Annotated in this window: 18 protein-coding genes; 7 read left to right on the top strand and 11 right to left on the bottom strand. The window is 51.0% G+C overall.

What is annotated here, in order from left to right:
• Positions 1–127 precede the first annotated feature (127 nt).
• On the top strand, positions 128–868 hold the full coding sequence (gene pflA, locus M2371_RS08100; RefSeq protein ID WP_034494315.1) for a pyruvate formate lyase 1-activating protein: 741 nt from the start codon (positions 128–130) through the stop codon (positions 866–868).
• Between the two features lie 47 nt (positions 869–915).
• Here the strand turns inward: pflA and M2371_RS08095 are convergent, their stop codons facing one another.
• From M2371_RS08095 to lrp, 9 genes are all read right to left on the bottom strand, one after another.
• Entirely contained in the window at positions 916–2064 is a 1149-nt protein-coding gene (locus tag M2371_RS08095) for an MFS transporter (protein ID WP_034494314.1), read from the bottom strand.
• A gap of 290 nt (positions 2065–2354) precedes the next feature.
• Positions 2355–3215, bottom strand: coding sequence for a dimethyl sulfoxide reductase anchor subunit family protein (locus tag M2371_RS08090; protein WP_172895019.1), 861 nt, complete (start codon positions 3213–3215; stop codon positions 2355–2357).
• A gap of 1 nt (position 3216) precedes the next feature.
• A complete protein-coding gene (locus tag M2371_RS08085) occupies positions 3217–3834 on the bottom strand; it encodes a DMSO/selenate family reductase complex B subunit (protein WP_034494312.1) in 618 nt (205 codons plus the stop codon).
• Positions 3835–3844: 10 nt separating this feature from the next.
• Positions 3845–6289, bottom strand: a complete 2445-nt coding sequence (gene dmsA, locus M2371_RS08080) for a dimethylsulfoxide reductase subunit A (RefSeq protein ID WP_172895021.1) — start codon at positions 6287–6289, stop codon at positions 3845–3847.
• A gap of 365 nt (positions 6290–6654) precedes the next feature.
• On the bottom strand, positions 6655–7947 hold the full coding sequence (gene serS / locus M2371_RS08075) for a serine--tRNA ligase (RefSeq protein ID WP_259267424.1): 1293 nt from the start codon (positions 7945–7947) through the stop codon (positions 6655–6657).
• 94 nt (positions 7948–8041) lie between these two features.
• Complete coding sequence (locus M2371_RS08070) at positions 8042–9385, bottom strand: replication-associated recombination protein A (protein ID WP_259267423.1); 1344 nt, start codon at positions 9383–9385, stop codon at positions 8042–8044.
• Between the two features lie 8 nt (positions 9386–9393).
• Entirely contained in the window at positions 9394–10005 is a 612-nt protein-coding gene (gene lolA / locus M2371_RS08065) for an outer membrane lipoprotein chaperone LolA (protein WP_034494305.1), read from the bottom strand.
• Positions 10006–10167: 162 nt separating this feature from the next.
• Entirely contained in the window at positions 10168–13959 is a 3792-nt protein-coding gene (locus M2371_RS08060) for a DNA translocase FtsK 4TM domain-containing protein (protein WP_259267422.1), read from the bottom strand.
• A 121-nt stretch (positions 13960–14080) separates the two neighbouring features.
• Positions 14081–14575: a leucine-responsive transcriptional regulator Lrp gene (gene lrp / locus M2371_RS08055; RefSeq protein WP_000228469.1), complete on the bottom strand. Its 495-nt coding sequence runs from the start codon at positions 14573–14575 to the stop codon at positions 14081–14083.
• A 502-nt stretch (positions 14576–15077) separates the two neighbouring features.
• Between lrp and trxB the strand changes: the two genes are divergently transcribed.
• The 5 genes from trxB to infA all read left to right on the top strand — a co-directional run bounded on the left by trxB (position 15078) and on the right by infA (position 20923).
• Positions 15078–16046: a thioredoxin-disulfide reductase gene (gene trxB / locus M2371_RS08050; protein ID WP_034494301.1), complete on the top strand. Its 969-nt coding sequence runs from the start codon at positions 15078–15080 to the stop codon at positions 16044–16046.
• 131 nt (positions 16047–16177) lie between these two features.
• Positions 16178–17944, top strand: a complete 1767-nt coding sequence (locus tag M2371_RS08045; RefSeq protein ID WP_259267421.1) for a heme ABC transporter permease/ATP-binding protein CydD — start codon at positions 16178–16180, stop codon at positions 17942–17944.
• The gene (locus M2371_RS08040) at positions 17944–19665 is read left to right on the top strand and encodes a heme ABC transporter ATP-binding protein/permease CydC (protein WP_259267420.1); all 1722 of its coding nucleotides are present in this window, start codon (positions 17944–17946) and stop codon (positions 19663–19665) included. Before M2371_RS08045 ends, M2371_RS08040 begins: the two co-directional genes overlap by 1 nt.
• A 55-nt stretch (positions 19666–19720) precedes the next feature.
• Complete coding sequence (aat, locus tag M2371_RS08035; protein WP_115629841.1) at positions 19721–20413, top strand: leucyl/phenylalanyl-tRNA--protein transferase; 693 nt, start codon at positions 19721–19723, stop codon at positions 20411–20413.
• Between the two features lie 291 nt (positions 20414–20704).
• Positions 20705–20923: a translation initiation factor IF-1 gene (gene infA / locus M2371_RS08030; protein WP_002211347.1), complete on the top strand. Its 219-nt coding sequence runs from the start codon at positions 20705–20707 to the stop codon at positions 20921–20923.
• A 101-nt stretch (positions 20924–21024) separates the two neighbouring features.
• Here infA and clpA read toward each other — a convergent pair whose 3' ends face one another.
• On the bottom strand, positions 21025–23298 hold the full coding sequence (clpA, locus tag M2371_RS08025; RefSeq protein WP_172895033.1) for an ATP-dependent Clp protease ATP-binding subunit ClpA: 2274 nt from the start codon (positions 23296–23298) through the stop codon (positions 21025–21027).
• A 27-nt stretch (positions 23299–23325) separates the two neighbouring features.
• Positions 23326–23646, bottom strand: a complete 321-nt coding sequence (clpS, locus tag M2371_RS08020) for an ATP-dependent Clp protease adapter ClpS (RefSeq protein ID WP_034456405.1) — start codon at positions 23644–23646, stop codon at positions 23326–23328.
• 323 nt (positions 23647–23969) lie between these two features.
• Here clpS and cspD point away from each other — a divergent pair, with 323 nt between their 5' ends.
• Positions 23970–24194: a cold shock-like protein CspD gene (gene cspD, locus M2371_RS08015; protein ID WP_034456407.1), complete on the top strand. Its 225-nt coding sequence runs from the start codon at positions 23970–23972 to the stop codon at positions 24192–24194.
• Positions 24195–24280 lie beyond the last annotated feature (86 nt).

Genomic DNA, 24280 nt, shown 5'->3' with positions numbered 1-24280 from the left:
TTTTGCAAGATAGCTGCTAAGTTTAGGGTATCTTGCAAAATTGATTCGACGCGGCATTCTGTTTAAAGACCGCGCTCAACCTGGTTCTTGCTGTAAAGCCTGGACCAATACTGGAGAGAACACCGCAATGTCAGTAATTGGCCGAATTCATTCCTTTGAATCCTGCGGTACCGTGGATGGTCCCGGTATTCGTTTTATTACCTTCTTCCAGGGCTGCCTGATGCGCTGCCTGTATTGCCACAACCGTGATACCTGGGATACGCACGGCGGCAAAGAGATTACTGTTGAAGAATTGATGAAAGAAGTGGTGACCTATCGCCACTTTATGAACGCGTCAGGTGGTGGTGTCACAGCATCAGGTGGTGAAGCCATTCTGCAAGCTGAGTTTGTGCGTGACTGGTTCCGCGCCTGCCGTAAAGAAGGTATTCATACCTGTCTTGATACTAACGGCTTTGTGCGTCGCTACGACCCGGTCATTGATGAATTGCTGGAAGTAACTGACCTGGTGATGCTGGATTTGAAGCAAATGAACGACGAGATTCACCAGAATCTGGTCGGTGTTTCAAACCATCGCACCCTGGAATTTGCCCGTTATCTTTCAGATAAAAACGTTAACGTCTGGATTCGCTACGTTGTCGTTCCAGGCTGGTCTGATGATGATGACTCTGCACATCGCCTCGGCGAATTCACCCGTGATATGGGCAACGTCGAGAAGATTGAGCTTTTGCCTTATCATGAACTGGGCAAACACAAATGGGTCGCCATGGGTGAAGAGTACAAACTTGATGGCGTACATCCACCGAAGAAAGAAACCATGGAACGCGTCAAAGGGATTCTGGAGCAGTACGGTCACAAAGTGATGTACTGATCTTGATACACCAACAAAAATGGCCCTCAACGAGGGCCATTTTTGTATCAGGCGTGGGCAATAGGAGTGGAATGTGGCCCCGCTTTGCGCAGCAGCATCAGTAAGTAAACAAACGCCACTCCGGCAATCATCACAAACAACAGGCTGTCCGAGTAGCTTTGCATCAGCATTGAGGTAAATGTTGGGCCAAGCAAACTGCCAACGGTATAACTTAATAACAGAGCCTGGTTCATTGCCACCAGTTGATGGTGCTCAACTTTTTCACAAGCCCAGGCCATTGCTACCGGATAAAGTGTAAACCCAGCCGCACCCAGTACAAATAATGTTGGACCCATTGCGGCATGAGTGAGCATTGCCATGCAACCCAAAATCACCACAAACACCTGAACTCGCAGCACCAACAAACGGCCAAAACGATCGGCCAGGCGCCCTACCGGCCACTGGCCCACAATGCCTGCACTGACCATGACTGCCATCCAGAAACCAATGCCAGCATCACTCACACCCTGATGGTTCAGGTATAGCGGCATTAATCCGTAAAGCGAACCGAGAACAATCCCGGAAATAATGCAGCCGTTCACTCCAAGGCGTGCATGGCGCAGGCGAAGCATCGGCCAGACGGATGTCGCCTCCTGGTTTTCACTGCGATCATTAACAATACGAGTGAATAACAACGGAAGAATGGCGGTCAGAATAAGCGCGGTTACCCATGGCAGAACGCTGGCTAAATCGGTCGGCATTTTGCTTATCAGCAATTGGCCCAGCACGGTGCCAACGTAATAAACCATCATATATGCCGCCAGCAGGCGTCCACGATTACGTGAAGTCCCGCTGCACATGAGAGCACTTTCAACTACCACCCAAATCATCGCACAGCCAATACCGGCGATGAAACGCCACATCATCCAACTCCAGAAACCGGTCATTAACCCCAGACCGACACAGCCTGTGGCAAAAATCAGCGATGCAAGATAATAGCTACGGTTGAATCCGTGGCGTTTAATCAGCCACCCGGTAATCAATGTACCCAGTAAGTTTCCGGTAAAATACGATGAACCCACCATCCCAACTTGCCAGGTAGGAAGATTTCCGTGAGCTAACCAGAGTGGAACCAGTGTATTTAAAACTGCTATCGCCAGGGTCAAAAGCATCAGACCACAGAGCAAAAGCATCACTGGTCGGGTATAGGTGGACATGTAAAAAACCGCGAGGAAGAGAATAATTTGTGCGCATCATGCCACTGGAAAAATGATTGTCAATCCAGCGTTGACGGGGCCTGGCACGATTTGAAAGCCGTCGATTTGAAAAACTTATCCAAGTGACGAGCGAAGTACAGCGCCAAAATGCTATCTCTCTGTTTTTGATAGCATCTGCAATTGTGAATCGAAGCGGATTAGATGAAAAATTTCATGGTGATTCAGATGACATTTTCTTATACGAGGGTAAAAAAAATGCGCCCGGAGGCGCATTTAATATCAGAAGTTTATTAACTGGCTATCGCCATGCCGACAGTCATATGCAAGCCATAGAAAACTCCGCGTCCGATAAGCTCTCCAGCAATCATCAGCACGAATGCAAACGTCAGGACTACCGGACTTGCCAGCCCACCTTTTAATTGTGGAGCAATCCAGCAAATCAATGCAGCAGAAAGCAGCAGCAATCGCCACGACATCAACGCACCGTATTGCGGCACGAGTGCTGATGCCTGCGCAATAGAACTGTGAATAGTTGCCAGCTCCGTGCTCTGTAACATCACAACGACTGCACTTGCCACAATCGCTAAGAGCGAAATAGCGGGAAGAAGTCGCATTCCCCAGCCCGTTACGCCCGCAACACGCAGCAGTAAATAACCAAGAAGTGGGCCACCTATAAACATCGTCAGGAAGAAAGTGAGCGGCGTATAAACGCTATACCACGTTGGCACGGTATCAATCAGGTAAACCTTGCACATCATCCAGACGAAAAACACGCCCAGAATCATGGTCAGCACCATCCAGATTTTGCCCAATGCCTGAGGCATTTTGCCCAGCACTGTAACCAACCACCAGAAACCACCCACCGCAAAGAACACCGATCCGCTGGCAATTTCATTACTTAATGCGGAATCACCAATACGATTTAGCGAGTTAAATGCTCGCAGCGGTGAACCAAGGTGCAGAACAGAGGCCATAAAGCCAATGCCCATCAGAACCCAAAGCACAATCATCGCCCAGTGCACGCGCTTTTGTAGTACGCGGTCTGAGATGCCAGTCAGCAACGCCAGCGCCATCACTATGAAACCACCTGCGACGCACTGCCCCAAAACCGTAAAGACCATTAACGGCCATTCATGCCATCCGTTACCCATCTCACACCTCCTTCGGATTTGCCAGATAGCCGGTTTTATCCCCACAAGGGCGGCTGTTGGCATTGGGTTTAATGACGATATTTGGTTTGGTGAAATGTGCTGACGGTAACGGAGCTATCGCTGCCTGTTCGCCATATTTCTCACGTAATTCTGCAATCGGAGCCATATCCAGCGCACGCAGCGGGCAAGATTCCACACAAATAGGTTTCTTCCCTTCAGCAATACGCGAGTAGCAACCATCGCATTTCGTCATGTGCCCTTTTTCTGCGTTGTACTGTGGCGCGCCATAAGGGCAAGCCATATGGCAGTAGCGGCAACCAATGCACACGTCTTCGTTGACGACGACAAATCCGTCTTCGCGCTTGTGCATCGCGCCACTCGGGCAAACCTTGGTGCAAGCCGGGTCTTCGCAATGATTGCACGCAATCGAAAGATAATAGGCAAAGACGTTTTGCTGCCATACACCGTTGTCTTCCTGCCAGTCGCCGCCCGCGTATTCATAAATGCGGCGGAAACTGACATCCGGGCCTAAGTTTTTGTAATCTTTGCAAGCCAGCTCGCAGGTCTTGCAACCGGTGCAACGGCTGGAATCTATATAAAATCCGTATTGGGTTGTCATCAGCTATTCCTTACGCCTTCTCGACCTGGACGAGGTTACTGTGGGATGGGTTGCCTTTCGCCAGTGGCGATGGTCGCTGGGTAGTCAGCACGTTAATGCAACCAGCATGGTCCACTTTATTGGCATCAGGGCTATACCACGCCCCTTCCCCCATCGCGACAACACCGGGGATGATGCGCGGTGTCACTTTCGCGTTGATATGAACTTCACCACGTCCGTTGAAAATACGGATCATGTCGCCGTTTTTAATCCCACGCTGTTGGGCGTCAATCGGGTTGATCCACATTTCCTGACGGCAGGCGGCCTTCAACACTTCCACGTTGCCGTAGGTTGAGTGAGTACGCGCTTTATAGTGGAAACCAGTCATCTGTAATGGCCATTTCTCTGCCAAAGGATCGCCGTAGTTTTCAAAGCCAGCGCTGTAAACTGGCAGAGGATCGATGACATCTCCTTCATTAAGCTGCCAGGTCGCGGCAATCTCAGCCAGTTGCTCAGAGTAGATTTCGATTTTCCCGGAAGGGGTCGTCAGAGGGTTGGCAGCCGGATCTTCACGGAAAGCTTTATAGGCAACGTGATGCCCTTCCGGGTCACGTTTCTTGAAGATGCCTTGCTTGCTGAATTCTTCGAAACTCGGGAGTTCTGGAATAGCTTCTTGCGATTGTTTGTACAAATGACGCATCCATTCTTCCTGGTTGCGACCTTCGGTAAATTGCTGCTCAACCCCCATACGTTTGGCGATTTCGCTGGTCATCTCATATATGGTTTTGCACTCAAAGCGTGGCTTGATGGCCTGACCTGCAAAAATCACGTAAGCCATGTTGCCGCAAGATGCATCAAGACAGAAATCCATCTGTTCAGAAGCAGTGCAATCTGGGAGCAAGATATCCGCATATTTCGCAGAAGAAGTCATGTGGTTGTCGATAACCACAATCATCTCGCATTTTTTGTCATCCTGAAGGATGTCATGGGTGCGGTTAATTTCAGAATGCTGGTTAATCAGACAGTTACTGGCATAGTTCCAGACCATTTTAATCGGCACATCGAGCTTATCTTTACCGCGCACACCATCGCGAGTCGCAGTCATTTCTGGGCCGCGTTCTATAGCATCCGTCCACAAGAACATCGAAATACTGGTTTGAACCGGATTTTCCAGGGTCGGCATACGCACAAATGGCAGGCTATAAGAACCTTCGCGTGCACCGCTGTTACCACCGTTGATTCCCACATTACCCGTCAGGATCGATAACATGGCGATTGCGCGCGATACCAGCTCGCCGTTTGAGTGGCGCTGAGGCCCCCATCCCTGGCTGATAAACGCGGGTTTAGCCGTTGCGATTTCACGAGCCAGTTGCACGATGCGCTCAGCAGGAATACCCGTGATTTTTGCTGCCCACTGCGGGGTTTTCGCTACACCATCAGCCCCTTCGCCGAGGATATAAGCCTTATAATGGCCATTCGCCGGAGCCGTTTTTGGTAGCGTTTTTTCGTCATAACCGACGCAGTATTTATCGAGGAAAGGCTGGTCAACGAGGTTTTCAGCGATCATCACCCAAGCGAGGGCGGAGATAAGAGCGGTATCTGTACCTGGACGAATTGGAATCCATTCATCTTCACGACCTGCACCGGTGTCGGTATAACGCGGGTCAATGATAATCATGCGAGCATTAGATTTTTCACGCGCTTGCTCGAGGTAATAAGTCACCCCGCCGCCACTCATACGCGTTTCGCCCGGGTTATTCCCAAACAACACAACAAGTTTGCTGTTTTCAATATCAGACGGGCTATTGCCATCCGCCCAGCCGCCATAGGTATAGTTCAGGCCAGCCGCAATCTGCGCGGTAGAGTAATCACCGTAATGATTCAGATAGCCACCGCAGCAGTTCATGAGGCGAGCAATAAGCGTGGAACCCGGTGGCCAGGAGCGAGTCATCGTGCCGCCCAACGTCCCTGTGCCGTAGTTCAGATAAATAGCTTCGTTGCCGTGTTCTTTGATAATGCCTTTCATGCTGTTGGCAATGGTATCGAAGGCTTCATCCCAACTGATTCGCTCAAACTTCCCTTCTCCACGAGCACCAACGCGTTTCATCGGGTATTTCAGGCGATCGGCATTATAGACGCGGCGACGCATTGAACGGCCTCGCAGGCAAGCGCGCACCTGGTGTAGACCTTCATAATCATCATTGCCGGTGTTGTCGGTCTCAACGTATTTGATTTCGCCATCGACCACATGCATGCGCAATGGGCAGCGACTGCCACAGTTTACTGTGCAAGCGCTCCACACCACATTTTCAGCGGCACTGACCGTATCAGCGGCAGTTTGTGCGAAAGCCAGACGGCTAAAGGGGAGTGTTAATGCACCGCTCGCAGCTGCAAGCCCACCGATAGCCGTGGTTTTCACCAGCTTACGGCGGCTAACTTGTGCGCTCAGAACCGCATTAGAAGTTTTCTCTTTCATAATGACCCACTTGTATCGTGCTCACGTTTGAACAAGCTGGCAAAGGTTACTCAGGGAAATAGGCCCGCGTTTCCGTTGCTCAGCCAAAAAGAGAAAGGAGTGTCTTTATTTATGTCAGTCCCAGGATTGGCTGTCCGGTTACATCATGTAACTTCAAACGGCGAAATGATAAGGGAACTGAATGAGTTGTATTCGTCATCATCACTCTCTTTCTGGAGGCAATGATACTCATATAGGGGTATTTGTTATTGCCTGGTATCAATAAAGGCAGATTATCTGTGGGAATGAGAATAATTACGGCATAAAAAAAGCGCCCTTAGGCGCTTTTCGAGAGTAAAACAGTACTAATGTATTAGTCGCAATGATTAGCCTATGTACTCAAGACCTTTCATGTACGGACGCAGCACTTCTGGAATTTCGATACGTCCATCAGCTTGTTGGTAGTTTTCCAGTACCGCAACCAAAGTACGACCTACAGCCAAACCAGAACCGTTCAGGGTGTGTACCAGACGGGTTTTCTTGTCTGCTTTGCTACGGCAACGAGCCTGTAGACGACGCGCCTGGAAATCCCACATGTTCGAACAAGAAGAGATTTCACGGTAAGTGTCCTGCGCCGGCAACCAGACTTCGAGATCGTAGGTTTTAGCCGAGCCGAACCCGATATCGCCACTGCACAGCAGTACTTTACGGTATGGCAGGCCCAACAATTGCAGCACTTTCTCTGCGTGTCCTGTCAGTTCTTCCAATGCATCCATAGAATCTTCAGGGCGCACAATCTGAACCATTTCGACTTTATCGAACTGGTGCTGACGAATCAGACCGCGGGTATCACGACCGTAAGAACCCGCTTCTGAACGGAAGCACGGCGTATGAGCGGTCATTTTCAGCGGCAACGAGTCTTCATCAATAATCTCGTCACGCACCAGGTTGGTCAACGGCACTTCAGCGGTTGGGATCAACGCATAGTTGCTGCTATCAGCTTCTTCATCCAATGGACGAGTATGGAACAAGTCGCCACCAAATTTTGGCAACTGACCCGTACCGTACAGCGTTTCATGGTTCACCAGATACGGGACATAGTTTTCAATGTAACCATGCTGTTCAGTGTGCAAATCGAGCATGAACTGGCTCAAAGCGCGGTGCAGGCGAGCAATTTGCCCTTGCATCACAACAAAACGAGAACCGGTCAGTTTAACCGCAGAAACGAAATCCAGGCCTTTAGCCATCTCACCCAGCGTCACATGGTCACGCACTTCAAAATCGAATTTACGTGGTTCACCCCAGCGGCTGACTTCAACGTTTTCGCTGTCGTCTTTACCCATCGGCACGCAATCGTCCGGGATGTTAGGCAGAGTCAGCGAGATATCACGGATCTCTGCCTGCAGGGCATCAAGTTCAGTTTTCGCCGCATCAAGTTCTTCACCGAGTTGGTTAACTTCCTGACGCAATGGCTCGATGTCCTCCCCGCGCGCTTTCGCCTGGCCGATGGATTTCGATCGCGAGTTACGCTCAGCCTGCAGATTTTCTGTTTTAACCTGCAATACTTTACGACGCTCTTCAAGGGAGCGCAGCGTTTCTACATCCAGCTTGAAGCCTCGGCGTGCCAGTTTTTCAGCGACTGCGTCTGGCTCTGTACGCAGTAGATTGGGATCGAGCATGCTTATCCTGTGCTTATCGAATTAAATGAAGGGGATAGCGGTCACAGCCTGCAACCGCAATGATAGTCTTGCTAACCTTACCGCAACGCCTGAATTATCGGTAGCGTTTTGTCGGGCTATTTTGATCCTGTTCAGTAAGCCAGGCGAGCTTTTCACCAATCTTACCCTCAAGACCTCTGTTTGTAGGCTGATAATAGCGTGTTTGTGCCATTTCCTGCGGGAAGTAAACTTCTCCGGAAGCATAAGCATTGGGTTCGTCATGAGCGTAGCGATACTCCTGACCATACCCCATTTCTTTCATCAGTTTTGTTGGCGCATTACGAAGATGAACAGGAACGTCGTAATCCGGGCGCTCACGAGCATCAGCCATTGCTGCCTTGAAAGCTTTGTAAACTGCATTACTTTTTGGCGCGCAAGCCAGATAAACAATCGCCTGAGCAATGGCGCGTTCACCTTCCGCAGGGCCAACCCGCGTGAAGCAATCCCAGGCAGCGATAGCCACCTGCATACCACGTGGATCGGCATTGCCTACATCTTCGGACGCAATCGCTAACAAACGCCGGGCAACATATAAAGGATCCCCGCCTGCAGTAATAATGCGTGCATACCAGTAAAGTGCAGCATCCGGCGAGGAACCGCGCACTGACTTATGCAGCGCGGAAATCAGATCGTAGAAACGGTCGCCCTTGTTATCAAATCGCGCACTACGTTCACCTGCAATTTCGGTCAACAGCGCAATCTGTAGCACACGATTTCCACTCGCATCAATTTCGGCCATATCAGCCATCATTTCCAGCGTGTTCAGTGCGCGGCGAGCATCACCGTTGACCAGTTGAGCGATTGCCAGACGAGTTTCGTCTGGCAGGACAATATTCTGCCCGCCGTAGCCGCGAGCCGTGTCGTTCATCGCCTGATCGAGGACTTTTTCAATATCTTCAGTCGTCAGCGATTTGAGCAAATAAACCCGGGCGCGTGAAAGTAAAGCGGAGTTCAACTCGAATGAGGGATTTTCAGTGGTCGCGCCAATAAAGGTTATCGTGCCATCTTCAATATGCGGCAAGAAAGCATCTTGCTGGCTTTTATTAAAACGATGGACTTCGTCAACAAACAGAATCGTACGTCGCCCTGCATTTCGACTCTGACGCGCACGCTCAATAGCCTCGCGGATTTCTTTTACACCGGAGGTAACAGCAGAGATTCGTTCTACATCTGCGTCCGCATAATGCGCAATGACTTCGGCAAGCGTGGTTTTACCTGTGCCTGGGGGGCCCCATAAAATCATCGAATGGAGATGCCCGGCTTCTATAGCTTTAGGAAGAGCTTTGCCCGGAGCGAGAAGATGCTGCTGGCCGATATACTGCGCGAGGTTCTCCGGCCGCATACGCGCGGCCAGAGGCTGGAAGGTATTTTCAGAAAAATCGAGCGACAAGTTGCTCACTCATACCTCTACTTACGTTGGTCGTCCACCGTCACGCCTTTAGGCGGGGTAAACGTAAACTTGCTCATATCCACCGAGCCATTTTGCTGCGATTTCAACGCGTAGCTGCTGCGCTGATCGTCTTGCTCAATAGCACTAAACTGATGGATGGTTCCATCACGTCCAACGTTAATGGTGAATTGCTTAAGATTACCGGCGCTGGTTTTAGGCGTCAGAATAAAATCATCACCGTTTTGTTTGATGTTGTACTGCTGCCAGTCGCTGCTTTGGTTGCGCGCAATCAGCATAAACGGAGTGTTACCAGTAGCATCTTTCAGCCAGGTGGCACTCACTTGCTCAACAAATGGGTTGTAGAACCACAATGTTTTCCCATCGGAAACCAGGACGCTTTCGTCAGGTTGAGTCATATGCCAGTTGAATAAGTTCGGGCGCTTAACCCACAGATCACCCTGACCTTCTTGCACTGCAGCGCCGCCACCGTCGGTGACTTTCTGTGTGAAGCTTGCGTGGAAGCTGCTGACTTTATCCAGACGCGTTTTCAGGTCGCCCGCGGCGTCAGCCCAGGCAGCAGTTGCGGTCAGAGCAGTCAATAAAGCACAAGTAATAGCGATTTTCTTCATTACGATCCCTTAAATTCATGCGCCACATAGCGACTGCACTGTGGCATTTCTGTTGCCCACTCTAGTGGAGAATTGCTTGGGAGCAACAGAAGAAAAAGCTGATTTTCCGGTAATTTACCCTTCTTTGCATAAAAGCCGCAACGGCGGCTCTGATGCAAAAAGTTAGTCAAATGGCGGTGGTGCAAGCACTTCGCGATTCCCGTTGTGACCTTGCGGACTCACGATCCCCTGCGCTTCCATCTGTTCAACAATACGGGCTGCACGGTTATAGCCAATGCGGAACTGACGCTGAACACCGGAAATAGACGCTTTACGTTTTTCAACCACGAAGGAAACTGCCTGATCAAACAGTGGATCAAGCTCTTCATCACCGTCAATCCCGCCACCTGCGCCGCCTTCACTTTCGTTATCGGAAGTAATGCCAGTGATGTATTGTGGACGACCACGCGCTTTCCAGTCCTGAACCACCGCATGGACTTCCTGGTCACGGACAAACGCGCCATGAACACGTACCGGTAGCGTCGAGTTCGGCCCGGAATAAAGCATGTCACCCATTCCCAGCAGCGACTCAGCGCCACCTTGGTCAAGAATGGTTCGCGAGTCGATTTTGCTTGAGACGGTAAACGCCACACGCGTCGGGATGTTCGCTTTGATCAACCCTGTAATAACGTCAACGGATGGGCGCTGAGTGGCCAGCACCAGGTGAATACCCGCAGCACGCGCTTTCTGTGCCAGGCGAGCAATCAACTCTTCCACTTTCTTACCGACCGTCATCATCAGATCAGCAAATTCATCCACCAGCACGACGATATATGGCAGCTTTTCAAGCATTGGATGGGAAACTTCCATGCTGTCGCCTGGTTTCCAGAATGGATCTGGAATTGGACGACCCATTCGTTCAGCTTCCAGCACACGTTCGTTGTAACCTGCCAGATTTCGAACGCCCAGAGCAGACATCAGTTTGTAGCGGCGTTCCATTTCGTTCACGCTCCAGCGCAATGCATTGGCCGCATCTTTCATATCCGTTACGACTTCCGTTAACAGATGTGGGATGCCTTCATACACTGACAACTCAAGCATTTTCGGGTCGATCATAATAAAGCGCACTTCTTCAGGCGTCGCTTTATACAACATGCTGAGGATCATGGCGTTCACGCCAACAGACTTACCGGACCCGGTTGTACCCGCAACCAGCAAGTGTGGCATTTTCGCCAGATCGGCAATCACCGGTTCGCCACCGATATCTTTACCCAGGACGACCGTTAACGGAGAAGCACTTTCGCGGAACTTAGCGCAGTCGAGAACTTCGCGCAGGTAAACGGTCTGGCGTTTTTTGTTTGGTAACTCAAGGCCCACATAGGGTTTGCCTGGAATAACTTCAACGACACGCACCGCCACTGTTGATAACGAGCGCGCGAGGTCGCGAGACAAGTTAGAAATGCGAGCGGCTTTGACACCTGGCGCTAAATCCAGCTCGAAACGGGTGATAACCGGGCCTGGAGAGTAATCCACCACATCGGCTTTAATCCGGTAATCGGCAAGACGAGCTTCCACCAGGCGAGCCATTTGCTCTAACGCGAAGGTGTCAATCGGCTCCACTTCTGCTGGCGGCGAGGTCAACAAGTCCAGCGATGGCAATGGCGTTGTTGGACGCTGCCGTGGACGATCGTCCCCATTTCGCATGAGGAATGGATGAATCAAACTTTCTTGTACCGGAGGTGCTGCAACAGGGGCAGGTGCTGGCGGTTGCACATGCGACTGCGGTGCAGCTTGCCAACTTTGCGGTTGCTGAACAGGAGCTGGCGCTTCAACCGGACTCGGCGTAAATAATGGCTCGCTCGGGCCATCATCAACTAACGTTTTCATTGGTGAGAAATCAAAATCATCCAGTGAGAACGGCACATTATTTGGCTGTTGCTGTGTTGGTTGCTGTTGTTCCGCGGAGTAACGCTGTTGCTGCTGCGCTGCAAACTGGCGAGCTAATTCTGCCTGTTCAGCCTCTGCTTCATCTTGCTGTGTCGCATCGTCTTCATACTCTTCACCATAACGCTGCTGTTGCTGGGCCGCGAACTGGCGAGCGAGTTCCTGCTGTTCCATTTCCTCGGCATCGTCAGCATAGTCGTCTTCGATATCCATCCCGCCCTGGCGACGCGCTTCTTCTTCAGCCATTCGCTGAGAAGGCAACTTGATGCCATAGGACGCAAGCTCACGACGAGTTGGTACGCGCACACGATTTGGACGTGGCAACTGCGGGCCAATCCCCTCTTTAACCTGAGGACGAGGCGCGTCGCTGGCAATGCTAAACACCGGGCTAAACGCTGCCGCAACACCTGCGACTTTTGCAGCATCTTTAACACCTTGCGGAATATCCGGGGCTGGCACGATCGGAATTTCCGGCATTATGCTGGACATCCCCTGAGGCATAGCCGGTGGTTCAACCCGCGAAGCGTCCGTAGAACTTGTTGATGCAAAAGCTGGAGAACTGTCATAGCCATAAGGGTCAGGCTTAGGTTCGTTTACCGGCTGATACCAGGCTGCCAGTTGCTCACGTTCACGCGCACGACGCTCTTCGACTTCTTCGAAATGGTACAGCGGCGGGCGAACGGCGGGTTTAAATTCTTCAATAGGCTCAGGCTGAACAACAGGCTCTGGAGCCTCTGGTTCATAGTAAGCCGGTTCAACAAAAGGTTGCTCCACAGCCGGTTCTGACCAGTGGCTGGTGACTTGCTGCGGATGCTGCTGCGGATTTTGTTGTGCAGAGTATTGCGGGTGATATTGATCCGTCGCGCGAGGCGCGTCGTAACTTTCAGGCGCAGGCGCAATAACGGGTTCAGGCGTCACCGTAGTAGGCGCAGGTTCCCAGGCAATAGCGGGATGGTGATCCACTTCTGGTGCCGGTGCTGCTACTGGAGAGACGGTCGCTGTTGGCATAACGGGAGCCGCATAGGCAGGGTTCGCCATTGCCGCAGCGGCAGTTGCCGCAACTGGGGCAACGATAGACTGCCCGTGTAATAAAGGATCGTATTCGTCGCTTTCAGGTAGTGTTGCTTTATTCCCTGAGAACAAAACGTCGTCCTCAGGCAGCGTCGCTTTATTTCCCGAGAATAAAACGTCATCTTCCGCATCATCCATACGCTTACCAGAAAACAGCGCAGTGTCTGTTTTACGCGCGTTAGGATTGGAGAATTTCTCAGATATACGCTGCTTACGTGCTAATGCTCCACGCAAAATACGCGCACGACGAGACTCACGCTTTTCCACTACTTCTGAAGCGTGTTCTTCGTTATGTTCTTCATCTTCGTAGTCGTAATCATCGTCTTGCCAGGTGTTATCCCGGCGCGTACGGTTACTGGCAAAAGTCAGCACGCTTAATGTCGCACTGCCAATTTTCTCTGCAATACTGACCCAGGACCAGCCGGTAAACAGAGTTAAACCTGCCGCCCAAACGCACAACAAGGCAATTGTGCCGCCGCTACTATTAAGCAAAGGCATCATCGCGGTGCTGAGCAAACTCCCTATCACGCCACCTGAGGCAAAGTACCAAATATCATCTGCGTTTATCGCCGCCAGGCCACAGGCCGTAAGTACCATTGCCAATACACCAATCAGGCGTAAGGAAACGGCAAAGTAATCAACAAACTCTTCGCTATCCCGGTTACGGAAAGTGAACCAACACGCGCCGATAATGATGACCGGGATGGTGTAGGCCATCACGCCAAAGATGAATAGCAGAGTATCGGCCAGCCACGCCCCTGGCATTCCACCCAGATTATGGATAGGTTCATGCCACGCGGTTTGTGACCAACTCGGATCGGAAGGATTAAAACTGAGCAACGCCACCATCAAATAGACGGCAAAAATGGCAACAAGAAGCAGTAACGCCTCTAACGCACGACGCCCGCTGCTGAGTTTCCTCAATGTAACTTCTTTTTCTTCGGTGTATTCCTGGCTCAAGTAAGACTCTCCAGGTCCTTAATAAATATGGAGAGCAACAGTGCCGGGCATTCCCGGCACTGTTGCTGTATGAATTACCAGGAGTGTAACCAAAATACGCAGATTTTGCACCTGGCCCGTGTTAACGGGTCTTAATAACCAGACGATTGCTCTGTTTGACCTCTTCCATCACTACATACGTACGGGTATCGTTCACACCCGGCAGTCGCAACAAGGTTTCGCCTAGTAATTTGCGGTACGCAGACATATCAGGTACACGGGTTTTCAACAGGTAGTCAAAATCGCCGGATACCAAATGACATTCTTGAATTTCTTCAAGTTTCTGAACTGCGGCGTTAAATTGCTCAAACACATCCGGGGCGCCACGATTCAGAGTAATCTCAACAAAAACCAGAAGTGATGCATCCAGATAATGCGGGTTCAACAGAGCGGTGTAGCCCTGAATGAAACCCTGTCGTTCCAGACGACGCACGCGCTCAAGGCACGGAGTCGGTGAAAGCCCTACTCGCTTCGAAAGCTCGACGTTGGAAATACGTCCGTCCTTCTGCAGTTCATTCAGAATGTTACGATCGATGCGGTCGAGATCTTTGCCAGGGCGCTTCTTACTATCTACCATTATTATTGTCTCTCTTTGTTCCTTCCTTCACCTGCCATAACCCGGTCAACGTCAATGTTCCGAGTGTACGTGAGAAGACCGGTGCCCAATGGCCGCTATCGACATCACTCATGGCGTCTGTCCACGCCATGAGTAGATTTCAATAACCCGGTAAAATTGCATCAGGTATGCGTGATTATTTTACTGCTCTCACACCAAATGTTTTTCTTCCTCGAATGTTTTCGCAAATGCTTAGCGGATTGTCAAAGCAAAACATCGAAAATTAGTGGAACGTGCCATATATCCCGGCGACTTGACGATTATTCATCACTTTAGTGGCGTGACTAATTACCCTGTTCTGATGGATTTCTATGCGCTTTCTATTCATTTGCCCAGGTTGATTGAACACGACTATTGCACATATCGTTAACACTATTACCCATCACCACCGTTGCACCCTTTTTTTAACCCGCCAAATTCCCTACAATCCCTCGATTGACTGCCAACGAACAATGAGGATCTCATGGGCACCGCTAAACACAGTAAATTGCTAATTCTTGGCTCCGGCCCTGCGGGCTATACCGCAGCAGTCTACGCGGCTCGCGCTAACCTCAAGCCCGTCTTGATTACCGGGATGGAAAAAGGTGGCCAGTTGACCACAACGACTGAAGTTGAGAACTGGCCTGGCGATCCTAATGACCTGACAGGCCCAGCGTTGATGGAGCGCATGCACGAACATGCGACCAAATTCGAAACAGAAATTCTGTTCGATCACATTTCTAAAGTGGATTTGCAAAACCGTCCGTTCCGTCTGACAGGCGACAGCGGCGAATACACCTGTGATGCGTTAATTATCGCCACGGGTGCTTCTGCTCGTTATTTGGGTCTGCCTTCCGAAGAGGCGTTCAAAGGCCGTGGCGTTTCTGCCTGCGCAACGTGTGACGGTTTCTTCTATCGCAATCAAAAAGTTGCGGTTATCGGCGGGGGTAACACTGCGGTTGAAGAAGCACTTTATCTGGCAAATATTGCCTCTGAGGTGCACCTGATTCACCGCCGCGATAGCTTCCGCGCCGAGAAAATCCTCATCAACCGTTTGATGGAAAAAGTGAAGAACGGCAATATCGTGCTGCACACTAATCGCACGCTCGATGAAGTGACCGGTGACCAGATGGGTGTGAGCGGTCTGCGCCTGCGCGATGCACACAATACTGACCAGACTGAAGAGTTAGAAGTTGCAGGTCTGTTCGTCGCAATCGGACACAGCCCGAACACCGGAATTTTCGCCGACCAGCTCGAGCTGGAAAACGGCTACATCAAAGTGCAGTCCGGTATTCACGGCAACGCAACACAAACCAGCATCCCTGGTGTGTTCGCGGCAGGCGACGTAATGGATCATATCTATCGCCAGGCGATTACCTCTGCAGGCACGGGTTGTATGGCTGCACTGGATGCCGAGCGCTACCTGGACGGTCTGGCCGAACAGAATAAGTAACTCTTAGCGCCTTCACCGGCAGTTTGAAGATACGTAAAGGCGACTGAATAGGTCGCCTTTCTTTTGTCTGCGTTGTAACATTGCCCGCAAATTTTGCCTGATAATTCATTATTTACCTGCACTGGCAACCCATGAACAAAACCCGTCAACAAGAACTTAGCCGCTGGCTAAAACAACAAAGCATTATTTCGCGCCGCTGGTTAGGGCTTTCCCGCGTTTTGGGTTTGATCAGTGGACTTTTAATTGTTGCTCAAGCCTGGCTGTTAGCACGGATGTTGCAGCACATGATCATGGAAAACATTCCTCGCGAAGCGCTGCTTCTGCTTTTTGTCATCCTGATACTGATTTTTGTATTGCGCGCATGGGTGGTTTGGCTGCGTGAAAAAGCGGGTTTCTACGCCGGGTTGCACATACGGCAAGAAATTCGGCGCAAAGTGCTCGACCGCGTTCATGAGGCTGGCCCCGCCTGGATTCAGGGTAAGCCTGTGGGCAGTTGGGCAACGCTGGTGCTGGAGCAAATTGAAGATATGCACGATTACTATGCACGCTATCTGCCGCAAATGTCGCTTGCGGTGATGGTTCCGGTGCTGATTTTGATCGTGATTTTCCCATCTAACTGGGTTGCCGCGCTGATTCTACTGTGTACAGCACCACTGATCCCGCTGTTTATGGCGATGGTAGGGATGGGAGCCGCAGATGCTAACCGTCGTAACTTCCAAGCGCTGGCGCGTCTGAGCGGCCATTTCCTTGACCGTCTGCGCGGCATGGAAACGTTGCGCTTGTTCAATCGTGGAAATGCCGAAACCGAGAATATTCGTGCGGCTTCTCAGGATTTCCGCCAGCGGACAATGGAAGTCTTGCGCCTCGCATTTCTGTCTTCAGGCGTATTGGAATTCTTTGCCTCGCTATCCATCGCAGTCGTCGCGGTTTACTTCGGCTTCTCTTATTTAGGCGAGTTGAATTTTGGCCATTACAGCACTGGCGTAACCCTATTTGCTGGTTTCCTGGCTTTGATTCTGGCTCCTGAATTTTTCCAACCGTTACGCGATTTAGGCACTTTTTATCATGCAAAAGCGCAGGCCGTCGGTGCAGCGGATAGCCTGATGACATTCCTTGATGCCCCGCTACAGCAGCGTAAACAAGGAACTGCCCGGTTCAATAATAACGAGCCTGTCAGCATCGAAGCGCGTGATTTGGTGATTCTTTCTACCGAAGAAAAAACACTCGCCGGCCCGCTGAACTTCACCCTTTCTGCCGGGCAGCGCGTGGTGCTGGTTGGGCAAAGTGGTGCAGGGAAAAGCTCTCTGCTTAATGTGATATCTGGATTCTTACCTTACCAGGGGCAGCTTTTGGTCAACGGGGTTGAGCTTTCAGAGCTGGACCCAAAATGGTGGCGCGAACAACTGAGTTGGGTCGGACAAAATCCCCAACTCCCCGCCCCCACTATTCGTGAGAACGTGCTTTTAGCGGTGCCTGATGCCAACGCCGAACAATTAGCCGCTGCGTTAGAAAAAGCCTCAGTCAATGAATTCCTGCCGCTGTTACCGCAAGGGATTGATACACCATTAGGTGAGTCAGCAGCACGCTTATCCGTCGGACAAGCACAACGAGTTGCCGTCGCGCGCGCCTTATTAATGCCATGCGGATTGTTATTGCTCGATGAACCTGCCGCAAGCTTGGATGCCCATAGCGAACAGCGTGTAATGGAAGCGTTGGGCAATGCCTCCCGACAGCAAACTACCCTGATGGTGACGCACCAGTTAGATTACATCAACGATTGGGACGAGGTTTGGGTGATGCGTGATGGACGTATCGTGCAACAAGGAAATTACGCAACGCTGGCCTCTCAGGAAGGCCCGTTTGCAACGTTACTGACTCATCGCCAGGAGGAGATTTAATGCGCGCGCTACTCCCCTATCTTGCGCTTTATTGCCGCCACAAATGGTTACTGACGCTGGGCGTTGTGCTGGCGATTATTACTCTCTTAGCCAGTATTGGGCTGCTGACACTATCAGGCTGGTTCCTCTCCGCCGCATCGGTAGTCGGCGTGGCTGGCATTTATAGCTTCAACTACATGTTGCCTGCCGCAGGCGTTCGTGGCGGTGCGATTACCCGTACTGCAGGCCGTTATTTTGAGCGACTGGTGAGCCACGATGCGACTTTCCGCGTCCTCCAGCACTTACGTGTTTCCACATTTAGCAAATTGCTACCACTCTCCCCTGCCGGGTTGGCTCGTTTTCGCCAGGGTGAGTTGCTTAACCGTCTGGTCGCCGATGTTGATACCTTAGACCACCTCTATCTGCGTGTAATTTCACCGCTGGTCGGTGCGTTTGTCGTGATTGTGGTCGTCACGTTCGGATTAAGCTGGCTGGATGTGCACCTGGCGCTCACGCTCGGCGGCATTTTATTGGCAACATTAGTTCTGCTGCCACCCGTGTTCTATTTTGCGGGCAGAAAAACCGGTGAAGCGATTACCGTTCAACGAGGGCAATATCGCCAGCAGCTTACAGCCTGGCTACAGGGCCACGCGGAACTGACCATTTTCGGTGCGACACAACGTTATCGCCAGCAGCTTGAAGCGAGCGAAGACAACTGGCAAGAAGCGCAACGCCGCCAGGCTGAACTTACAGCATTGTCGCAGGCAGTTATGCTGCTGGTTAGCGGAATCGCCGTCATTCTGATGCTATGGATGGCCGCCGCAGGTGTGGGTGGAAATACCACGCCGGGTGCGCTGATAGCATTGTTTGTGTTCTGTGCACTCGCCTCGTTTGAAGCGCTGGCTCCCGTCACCGGGTCATTTCAGCATTTGGGGCAAGTGATTGCTTCGGCCTTGCGCGTGACTGAAATTACCAGCCAGAAACCCGAGGTCATTTTCACCGAGAAAACTCATGCCGTACCTGAGCGTGTGGCACTGGAGATTCACAACCTCAGCTTCGCTTATCCCGAACAGTCACAAATGGCGCTGCGTGATATTTCGTTGCAGGTTGAAGCCGGTCAACACGTCGCTATTTTGGGTCGAACCGGGTGCGGAAAATCGACACTGCTACAGTTGCTGACCCGCGCCTGGGAACCACAGCAGGGCGAAATTCGTCTTAATGGTGAGGCGCTCAGCCAATTCGATGAAACGGCTTTACGTACTTCAACCAGCGTCGTGTCGCAGCGTGTGCATTTGTTCAGCGCCACACTGCGCGACAATCTTCTACTCGCCGCACCTGACGCTGGCGATGATGAGCTGAAGCAGGTTCTGACCCGCGTGGGTCTGGAGAAGTTGTTAGACGATTCAGGTCTTAACAGTTGGTTGGGTGAAGGTGGCCGCCAGCTTTCTGGTGGCGAACTGCGCCGCCTGGCCATTGCCCGTGCGTTATTACATGATGCTCCGCTGTTCTTGCTCGATGAACCTACCGAAGGTCTGGATGCAGAAACTGAGCGTCAAATACTTGATTTACTGGCAGAAGTGACCAAAGAGAAAACCGTCTTAATGGTCACTCATCGCCTGCGCGGATTGGCTGATTTCGACAATATAATTGTGATGGACAACGGGCAAATTATTGAGCAAGGTAATCACGCAGATTTGATGGCTAGCGCGGGTCGTTATTATCATTTTCATCAGCGTTTGTAGCCTGTGTAATTGGTCTATTATCAATAATTATTGCTAGCCGTGGAGCCGTGTCGTCATGCGCCTTATTCAGCTTTCTCGTGACTCAATCGCCTTCCCTTCCCCGGAAGGCGCGTTGCGTGAACCTAATGGGTTATTGGCACTTGGCGGTGATTTAAGTCCAGCTCGTTTGTTGATGGCTTATCAACGCGGCATCTTTCCGTGGTTCTCGCCTGGCGACCCGATTTTATGGTGGTCGCCCGATCCGCGTGCGGTGCTTTTCCCGGAACAGTTTCACCTGAGTCGCAGTATGAAGCGCTTCCATCGCGACTCGCCCTATCGTGTCACGCTCAACCATGCTTTTGAGCGTGTTATCAGCGACTGCGCAGATGACCGTGAAGAGGGCACATGGATTACACCCGAAATTATCGACGCCTACACACGGCTGCACGAATTAGGCCACGCTCATTCTATTGAGGTCTGGGAAGGGGATGAACTGGTTGGCGGAATGTACGGTGTGGCGCAAGGCGCATTGTTTTGTGGTGAGTCCATGTTCAGCCGCCGGGAAAATGCCTCCAAAACTGCGTTACTGGTATTCTGCCAACACTTTCTAAGCTATGGCGGTAAGTTAATTGATTGCCAGGTTCTTAACGCGCATACCGCGTCTTTAGGTGCAATTGAAATTCCGCGTCGGGAATATCTGGAACATCTGTCGATATTTCGTCCACAACATCTGGCATCGTATTGTTGGGTGCCACAAATCCTGTCGTAACGATAATGTTTACGGCACATTACTGTTAAGAGTGTTATAATTAGCCCCGCAGAGTGAGCTCTGCTCATTACCCCGCCGCCGTTTGGGATTAGCTTTAACAGGGACAACCCATCGTTTATCTCTTCGCAGCCCTCATCGCAGGCACAATCCGTGCAGCTTTTGAGTGGGTTTTGGGTAATGTGCAAATTGCACTTTCGCTGGTGATTTCACCAACAATTCTTTACATGATACGTGAACTTGGGCATTATCTTGCCGGTTCAAAACTATGGTAGTGATACCCTCGAGGATTAGATGGCCAAAGAAGACAATATTGAAATGCAGGGTACCGTTCTTGATACGTTACCTAACACCATGTTCCGCGTTGAGCTGGAAAACGGGCACGTGGTAACCGCTCATATCTCCGGTAAAATGCGTAAAAACTATATCCGCATCCTGACGGGTGACAAAGTCACTGTAGAGCTGACCCCGTACGACCTGAGCAAAGGCCGCATTGTCTTCCGTAGTCGCTGATAGTTTTATTTAGCGCTGCATAGATACATGCGGCGCAGACAGTTTAGTAATGAAAAGGCCAGGTTAATAACCTGGCCTTTTTTTATGGCAACACGAATTAATTAGTGTGCTGCTTCTGGTTTATGCTTCTGAGCGCTATGGAAGTCATAAGTCAGTTTCTGATTCTCTTTATCCAGCGCGACAGTCACCTGGCCGCCGTCCACCAATGAACCAAACAGCAGTTCGTTAGCGAGCGGTTTTTTCAGGTTGTCCTGAATGACACGCGTCATTGGGCGAGCCCCCATTGCACGGTCATAGCCTTTTTCCGCCAGCCAATCACGGGCTTCCTGGCTTACTTCCAGAGACACACCTTTCTGATCCAATTGCACCTGAAGCTCGACGATAAATTTGTCGACCACCTGGTGAATCACATCCGTAGACAGGTGGTTGAACCAAATGATGTTGTCCAGACGGTTACGGAACTCTGGAGTAAAGATCTTTTTGATCTCTTCCATCGCATCGGTACTGTTGTCCTGACGAATCAGGCCAATAGACTTACGCTCGGTTTCACGCACGCCGGCGTTAGTGGTCATCACCAGAATCACATTACGGAAATCCGCCTTGCGCCCGTTGTTATCGGTCAGCGTACCGTTATCCATAACCTGCAGTAACAGGTTGAAGACATCCGGGTGCGCTTTTTCGATTTCATCAAGCAGCAACACTGAGTGAGGATGTTTAATCACCGCATCCGTCAACAGCCCGCCCTGGTCGAAACCAACGTAGCCTGGAGGTGCACCAATCAAGCGGCTCACGGTGTGGCGTTCCATGTATTCGGACATATCAAAACGCAGCAGCTCAATGCCCAGCGATTTCGCCAATTGCACGGTCACTTCTGTTTTACCCACACCGGTTGGCCCGGCAAACAGGAAGGAACCCACAGGCTTATGATCGTGCCCTAACCCGGCACGGCTCATTTTAATGGCTTCGGTTAACGCCTCGATGGCTTTATCCTGGCCAAACACCAGCATTTTCAGGCGGTCATCCAGGCTGCGCAGCGTATCGCGGTCGCTTGCTGAAACACTTTTCTCCGGGATACGCGCAATACGCGCAACCACGGTTTCGATGTCAGAAACATTGACCGTTTTCTTACGCTTGCTCACCGGCATCAGGCGGCTACGAGCGCCCGCTTCGTCGATAACGTCAATCGCTTTATCTGGCAAATGGCGATCGTTGATGTATTTCACCGCCAACTCCACCGCTGCACGAATCGCTTTCGCGGTGTAACGCACGTCGTGATGCGCTTCGTACTTCGGTTTCAGGCCGTTAATAATCTGAACGGTTTCTTCAACGCTTGGCTCAGTAATATCAATCTTCTGGAAGCGACGCGCCAGAGCACGGTCTTTTTCGAAGATATTGCTGAATTCCTGGTACGTAGTTGAACCGATAACCCGAATCTTGCCGCTCGACAGCAGCGGCTTAATCAGGTTTGCAGCATCAACTTGCCCACCGGATGCGGCACCCGCACCAATAATGGTATGAATTTCATCAATAAACAGGATGCTGTTCTGATCCTGCTCAAGCTGTTTAAGCAGCGCTTTGAAACGTTTCTCAAAGTCACCACGGTATTTGGTGCCCGCCAGCAGCGAACCAATATCCAGCGAGTAAATTGTGCAATCGGCAATCACTTCCGGAACGTCGCCCTGCACAATACGCCAGGCAAGTCCTTCGGCAATGGCGGTTTTACCCACCCCGGATTCACCCACTAGCAGCGGGTTGTTTTTACGGCGACGACACAGAACCTGAATGGCGCGCTCAAGCTCTTTATCGCGGCCAATTAAGGGGTCTATCCCTCCCACGCGTGCAAGCTGGTTGAGATTGGTGGTGAAGTTTTCCATACGTTCCTCCCCGCCTGCTTGCTCTTCATTGACCGGATTTTCTGCCCCCGGAGCCTGATTTGGTTCGTCTTTACGTGTACCGTGAGAGATGAAGTTCACCACATCAAGGCGGCTGACTTCATGTTTGCGCAGCAAGTACGCTGCCTGGGATTCCTGTTCGCTGAAAATAGCCACCAGCACGTTTGCGCCAGTCACTTCACTGCGACCAGAAGACTGGACGTGGAACACCGCACGTTGCAGCACACGCTGGAAGCTGAGCGTCGGTTGAGTATCGCGCTCTTCTTCACTGGCTGGCAGAACCGGTGTGGTTTGTTCGATGAAGGCCTCGAGTTCCTGTCGCAGCGCCACCAGATCTACGCTACACGCTTCCAGCGCTTCACGAGCTGATGGGTTGCTGAGTAAAGCCAGCAACAGATGCTCGACAGTCATAAACTCATGTCGGTGCTCGCGCGCTCTGGCGAAAGCCATGTTTAAACTGAGTTCCAGTTCTTGATTGAGCATAGGCACCTCCCCCAAATTTTGCCTTCTTCAGGCTTTTTCTAGCGTACACAGCAGCGGATGCTCATGCTCCCTTGCATACTGGTTCACTAACGCGACTTTGGTTTCCGCTACTTCTGCAGTAAAAATGCCACAGATAGCTTTACCCTGATAGTGCACAGTGAGCATCAATTGCGTTGCACGTTCTACATCATAAGAAAAGAACTTTTGCAGCACGTCAATAACAAATTCCATCGGCGTGTAGTCATCGTTCATTAACATCACTTTATACATCGACGGTGGTTTGAGCGCCTCGCGCAGTTTGTCGCCCACCAGCTGGTCGAAATCCAACCAATCGTTCGTCTTACCCATTGCAAATCGTCATCATGTTTAATCGCCCTTTGTCATGAAGGCGAAGCCCATAGGTTGAGTGTAATACGCTTTCAGTTAACGTGATTCATTGTGTTTAAAAGGGACGGTAAATCGCAATCGAGAGCTTCGTCACATTAATCACAATAGCGTTAACTGCTTCAAATTTTTGATTCATTTTCATTCTTACCCCCCCGTGCAACGCTTGACGACATGGTTAAATTATCTACATTGTACAAGCGTGAGTTGGCGAGGTTTTGAACAGCCCGCCCTCACCCACCGGTTCATTCCATCTCACTTATAAGATTTACGAAGGATGTAGAAGCATGGAGACGGGTACAGTTAAATGGTTCAATAACGCTAAAGGGTTCGGTTTTATCTGCCCTGAGGGCGGCGGCGAAGATATCTTCGCTCACTACTCCACCATTCAGATGGATGGTTACAGAACGCTTAAAGCCGGACAAACTGTCAGGTTTGATGTGCACCAGGGGCCAAAAGGCAATCACGCTAGTTTGATTGTGCCTCTTGAACTCGAAGCAGCGGTCGCCTGACCTTTTGTTTCATTGTGTACATCCCTAAATCAAAATGCCAGCTTGTACGCTGGCATTTTTATAACCAAACGTAATACCAAAGATTA

Source organism: Buttiauxella sp. BIGb0471, assembly GCF_024807715.1.
Classification (GTDB): Bacteria; Pseudomonadota; Gammaproteobacteria; order Enterobacterales; family Enterobacteriaceae; genus Buttiauxella; species Buttiauxella agrestis.
The sequence above is the reverse complement of the archived record's forward strand: the minus strand, read 5'-3'. Positions and strand labels throughout refer to the sequence as shown.

What these genes read in the sequence shown, in the direction of transcription:
- pflA (WP_034494315.1), top strand. Translation starts at nt 128, where the DNA reads ATGTCAGTAATTGGCCGAATTCATTCCTTTGAATCCTGCGGTACCGTG.
- M2371_RS08095 (WP_034494314.1), bottom strand. Translation starts at nt 2,064, where the DNA reads ATGTCCACCTATACCCGACCAGTGATGCTTTTGCTCTGTGGTCTGATG.
- M2371_RS08090 (WP_172895019.1), bottom strand. Translation starts at nt 3,215, where the DNA reads ATGGGTAACGGATGGCATGAATGGCCGTTAATGGTCTTTACGGTTTTG.
- M2371_RS08085 (WP_034494312.1), bottom strand. Translation starts at nt 3,834, where the DNA reads ATGACAACCCAATACGGATTTTATATAGATTCCAGCCGTTGCACCGGT.
- dmsA (WP_172895021.1), bottom strand. Translation starts at nt 6,289, where the DNA reads ATGAAAGAGAAAACTTCTAATGCGGTTCTGAGCGCACAAGTTAGCCGC.
- serS (WP_259267424.1), bottom strand. Translation starts at nt 7,947, where the DNA reads ATGCTCGATCCCAATCTACTGCGTACAGAGCCAGACGCAGTCGCTGAA.
- lolA (WP_034494305.1), bottom strand. Translation starts at nt 10,005, where the DNA reads ATGAAGAAAATCGCTATTACTTGTGCTTTATTGACTGCTCTGACCGCA.
- lrp (WP_000228469.1), bottom strand. Translation starts at nt 14,575, where the DNA reads ATGGTAGATAGTAAGAAGCGCCCTGGCAAAGATCTCGACCGCATCGAT.
- trxB (WP_034494301.1), top strand. Translation starts at nt 15,078, where the DNA reads ATGGGCACCGCTAAACACAGTAAATTGCTAATTCTTGGCTCCGGCCCT.
- M2371_RS08045 (WP_259267421.1), top strand. Translation starts at nt 16,178, where the DNA reads ATGAACAAAACCCGTCAACAAGAACTTAGCCGCTGGCTAAAACAACAA.
- M2371_RS08040 (WP_259267420.1), top strand. Translation starts at nt 17,944, where the DNA reads ATGCGCGCGCTACTCCCCTATCTTGCGCTTTATTGCCGCCACAAATGG.
- aat (WP_115629841.1), top strand. Translation starts at nt 19,721, where the DNA reads ATGCGCCTTATTCAGCTTTCTCGTGACTCAATCGCCTTCCCTTCCCCG.
- infA (WP_002211347.1), top strand. Translation starts at nt 20,705, where the DNA reads ATGGCCAAAGAAGACAATATTGAAATGCAGGGTACCGTTCTTGATACG.
- clpA (WP_172895033.1), bottom strand. Translation starts at nt 23,298, where the DNA reads ATGCTCAATCAAGAACTGGAACTCAGTTTAAACATGGCTTTCGCCAGA.
- clpS (WP_034456405.1), bottom strand. Translation starts at nt 23,646, where the DNA reads ATGGGTAAGACGAACGATTGGTTGGATTTCGACCAGCTGGTGGGCGAC.
- cspD (WP_034456407.1), top strand. Translation starts at nt 23,970, where the DNA reads ATGGAGACGGGTACAGTTAAATGGTTCAATAACGCTAAAGGGTTCGGT.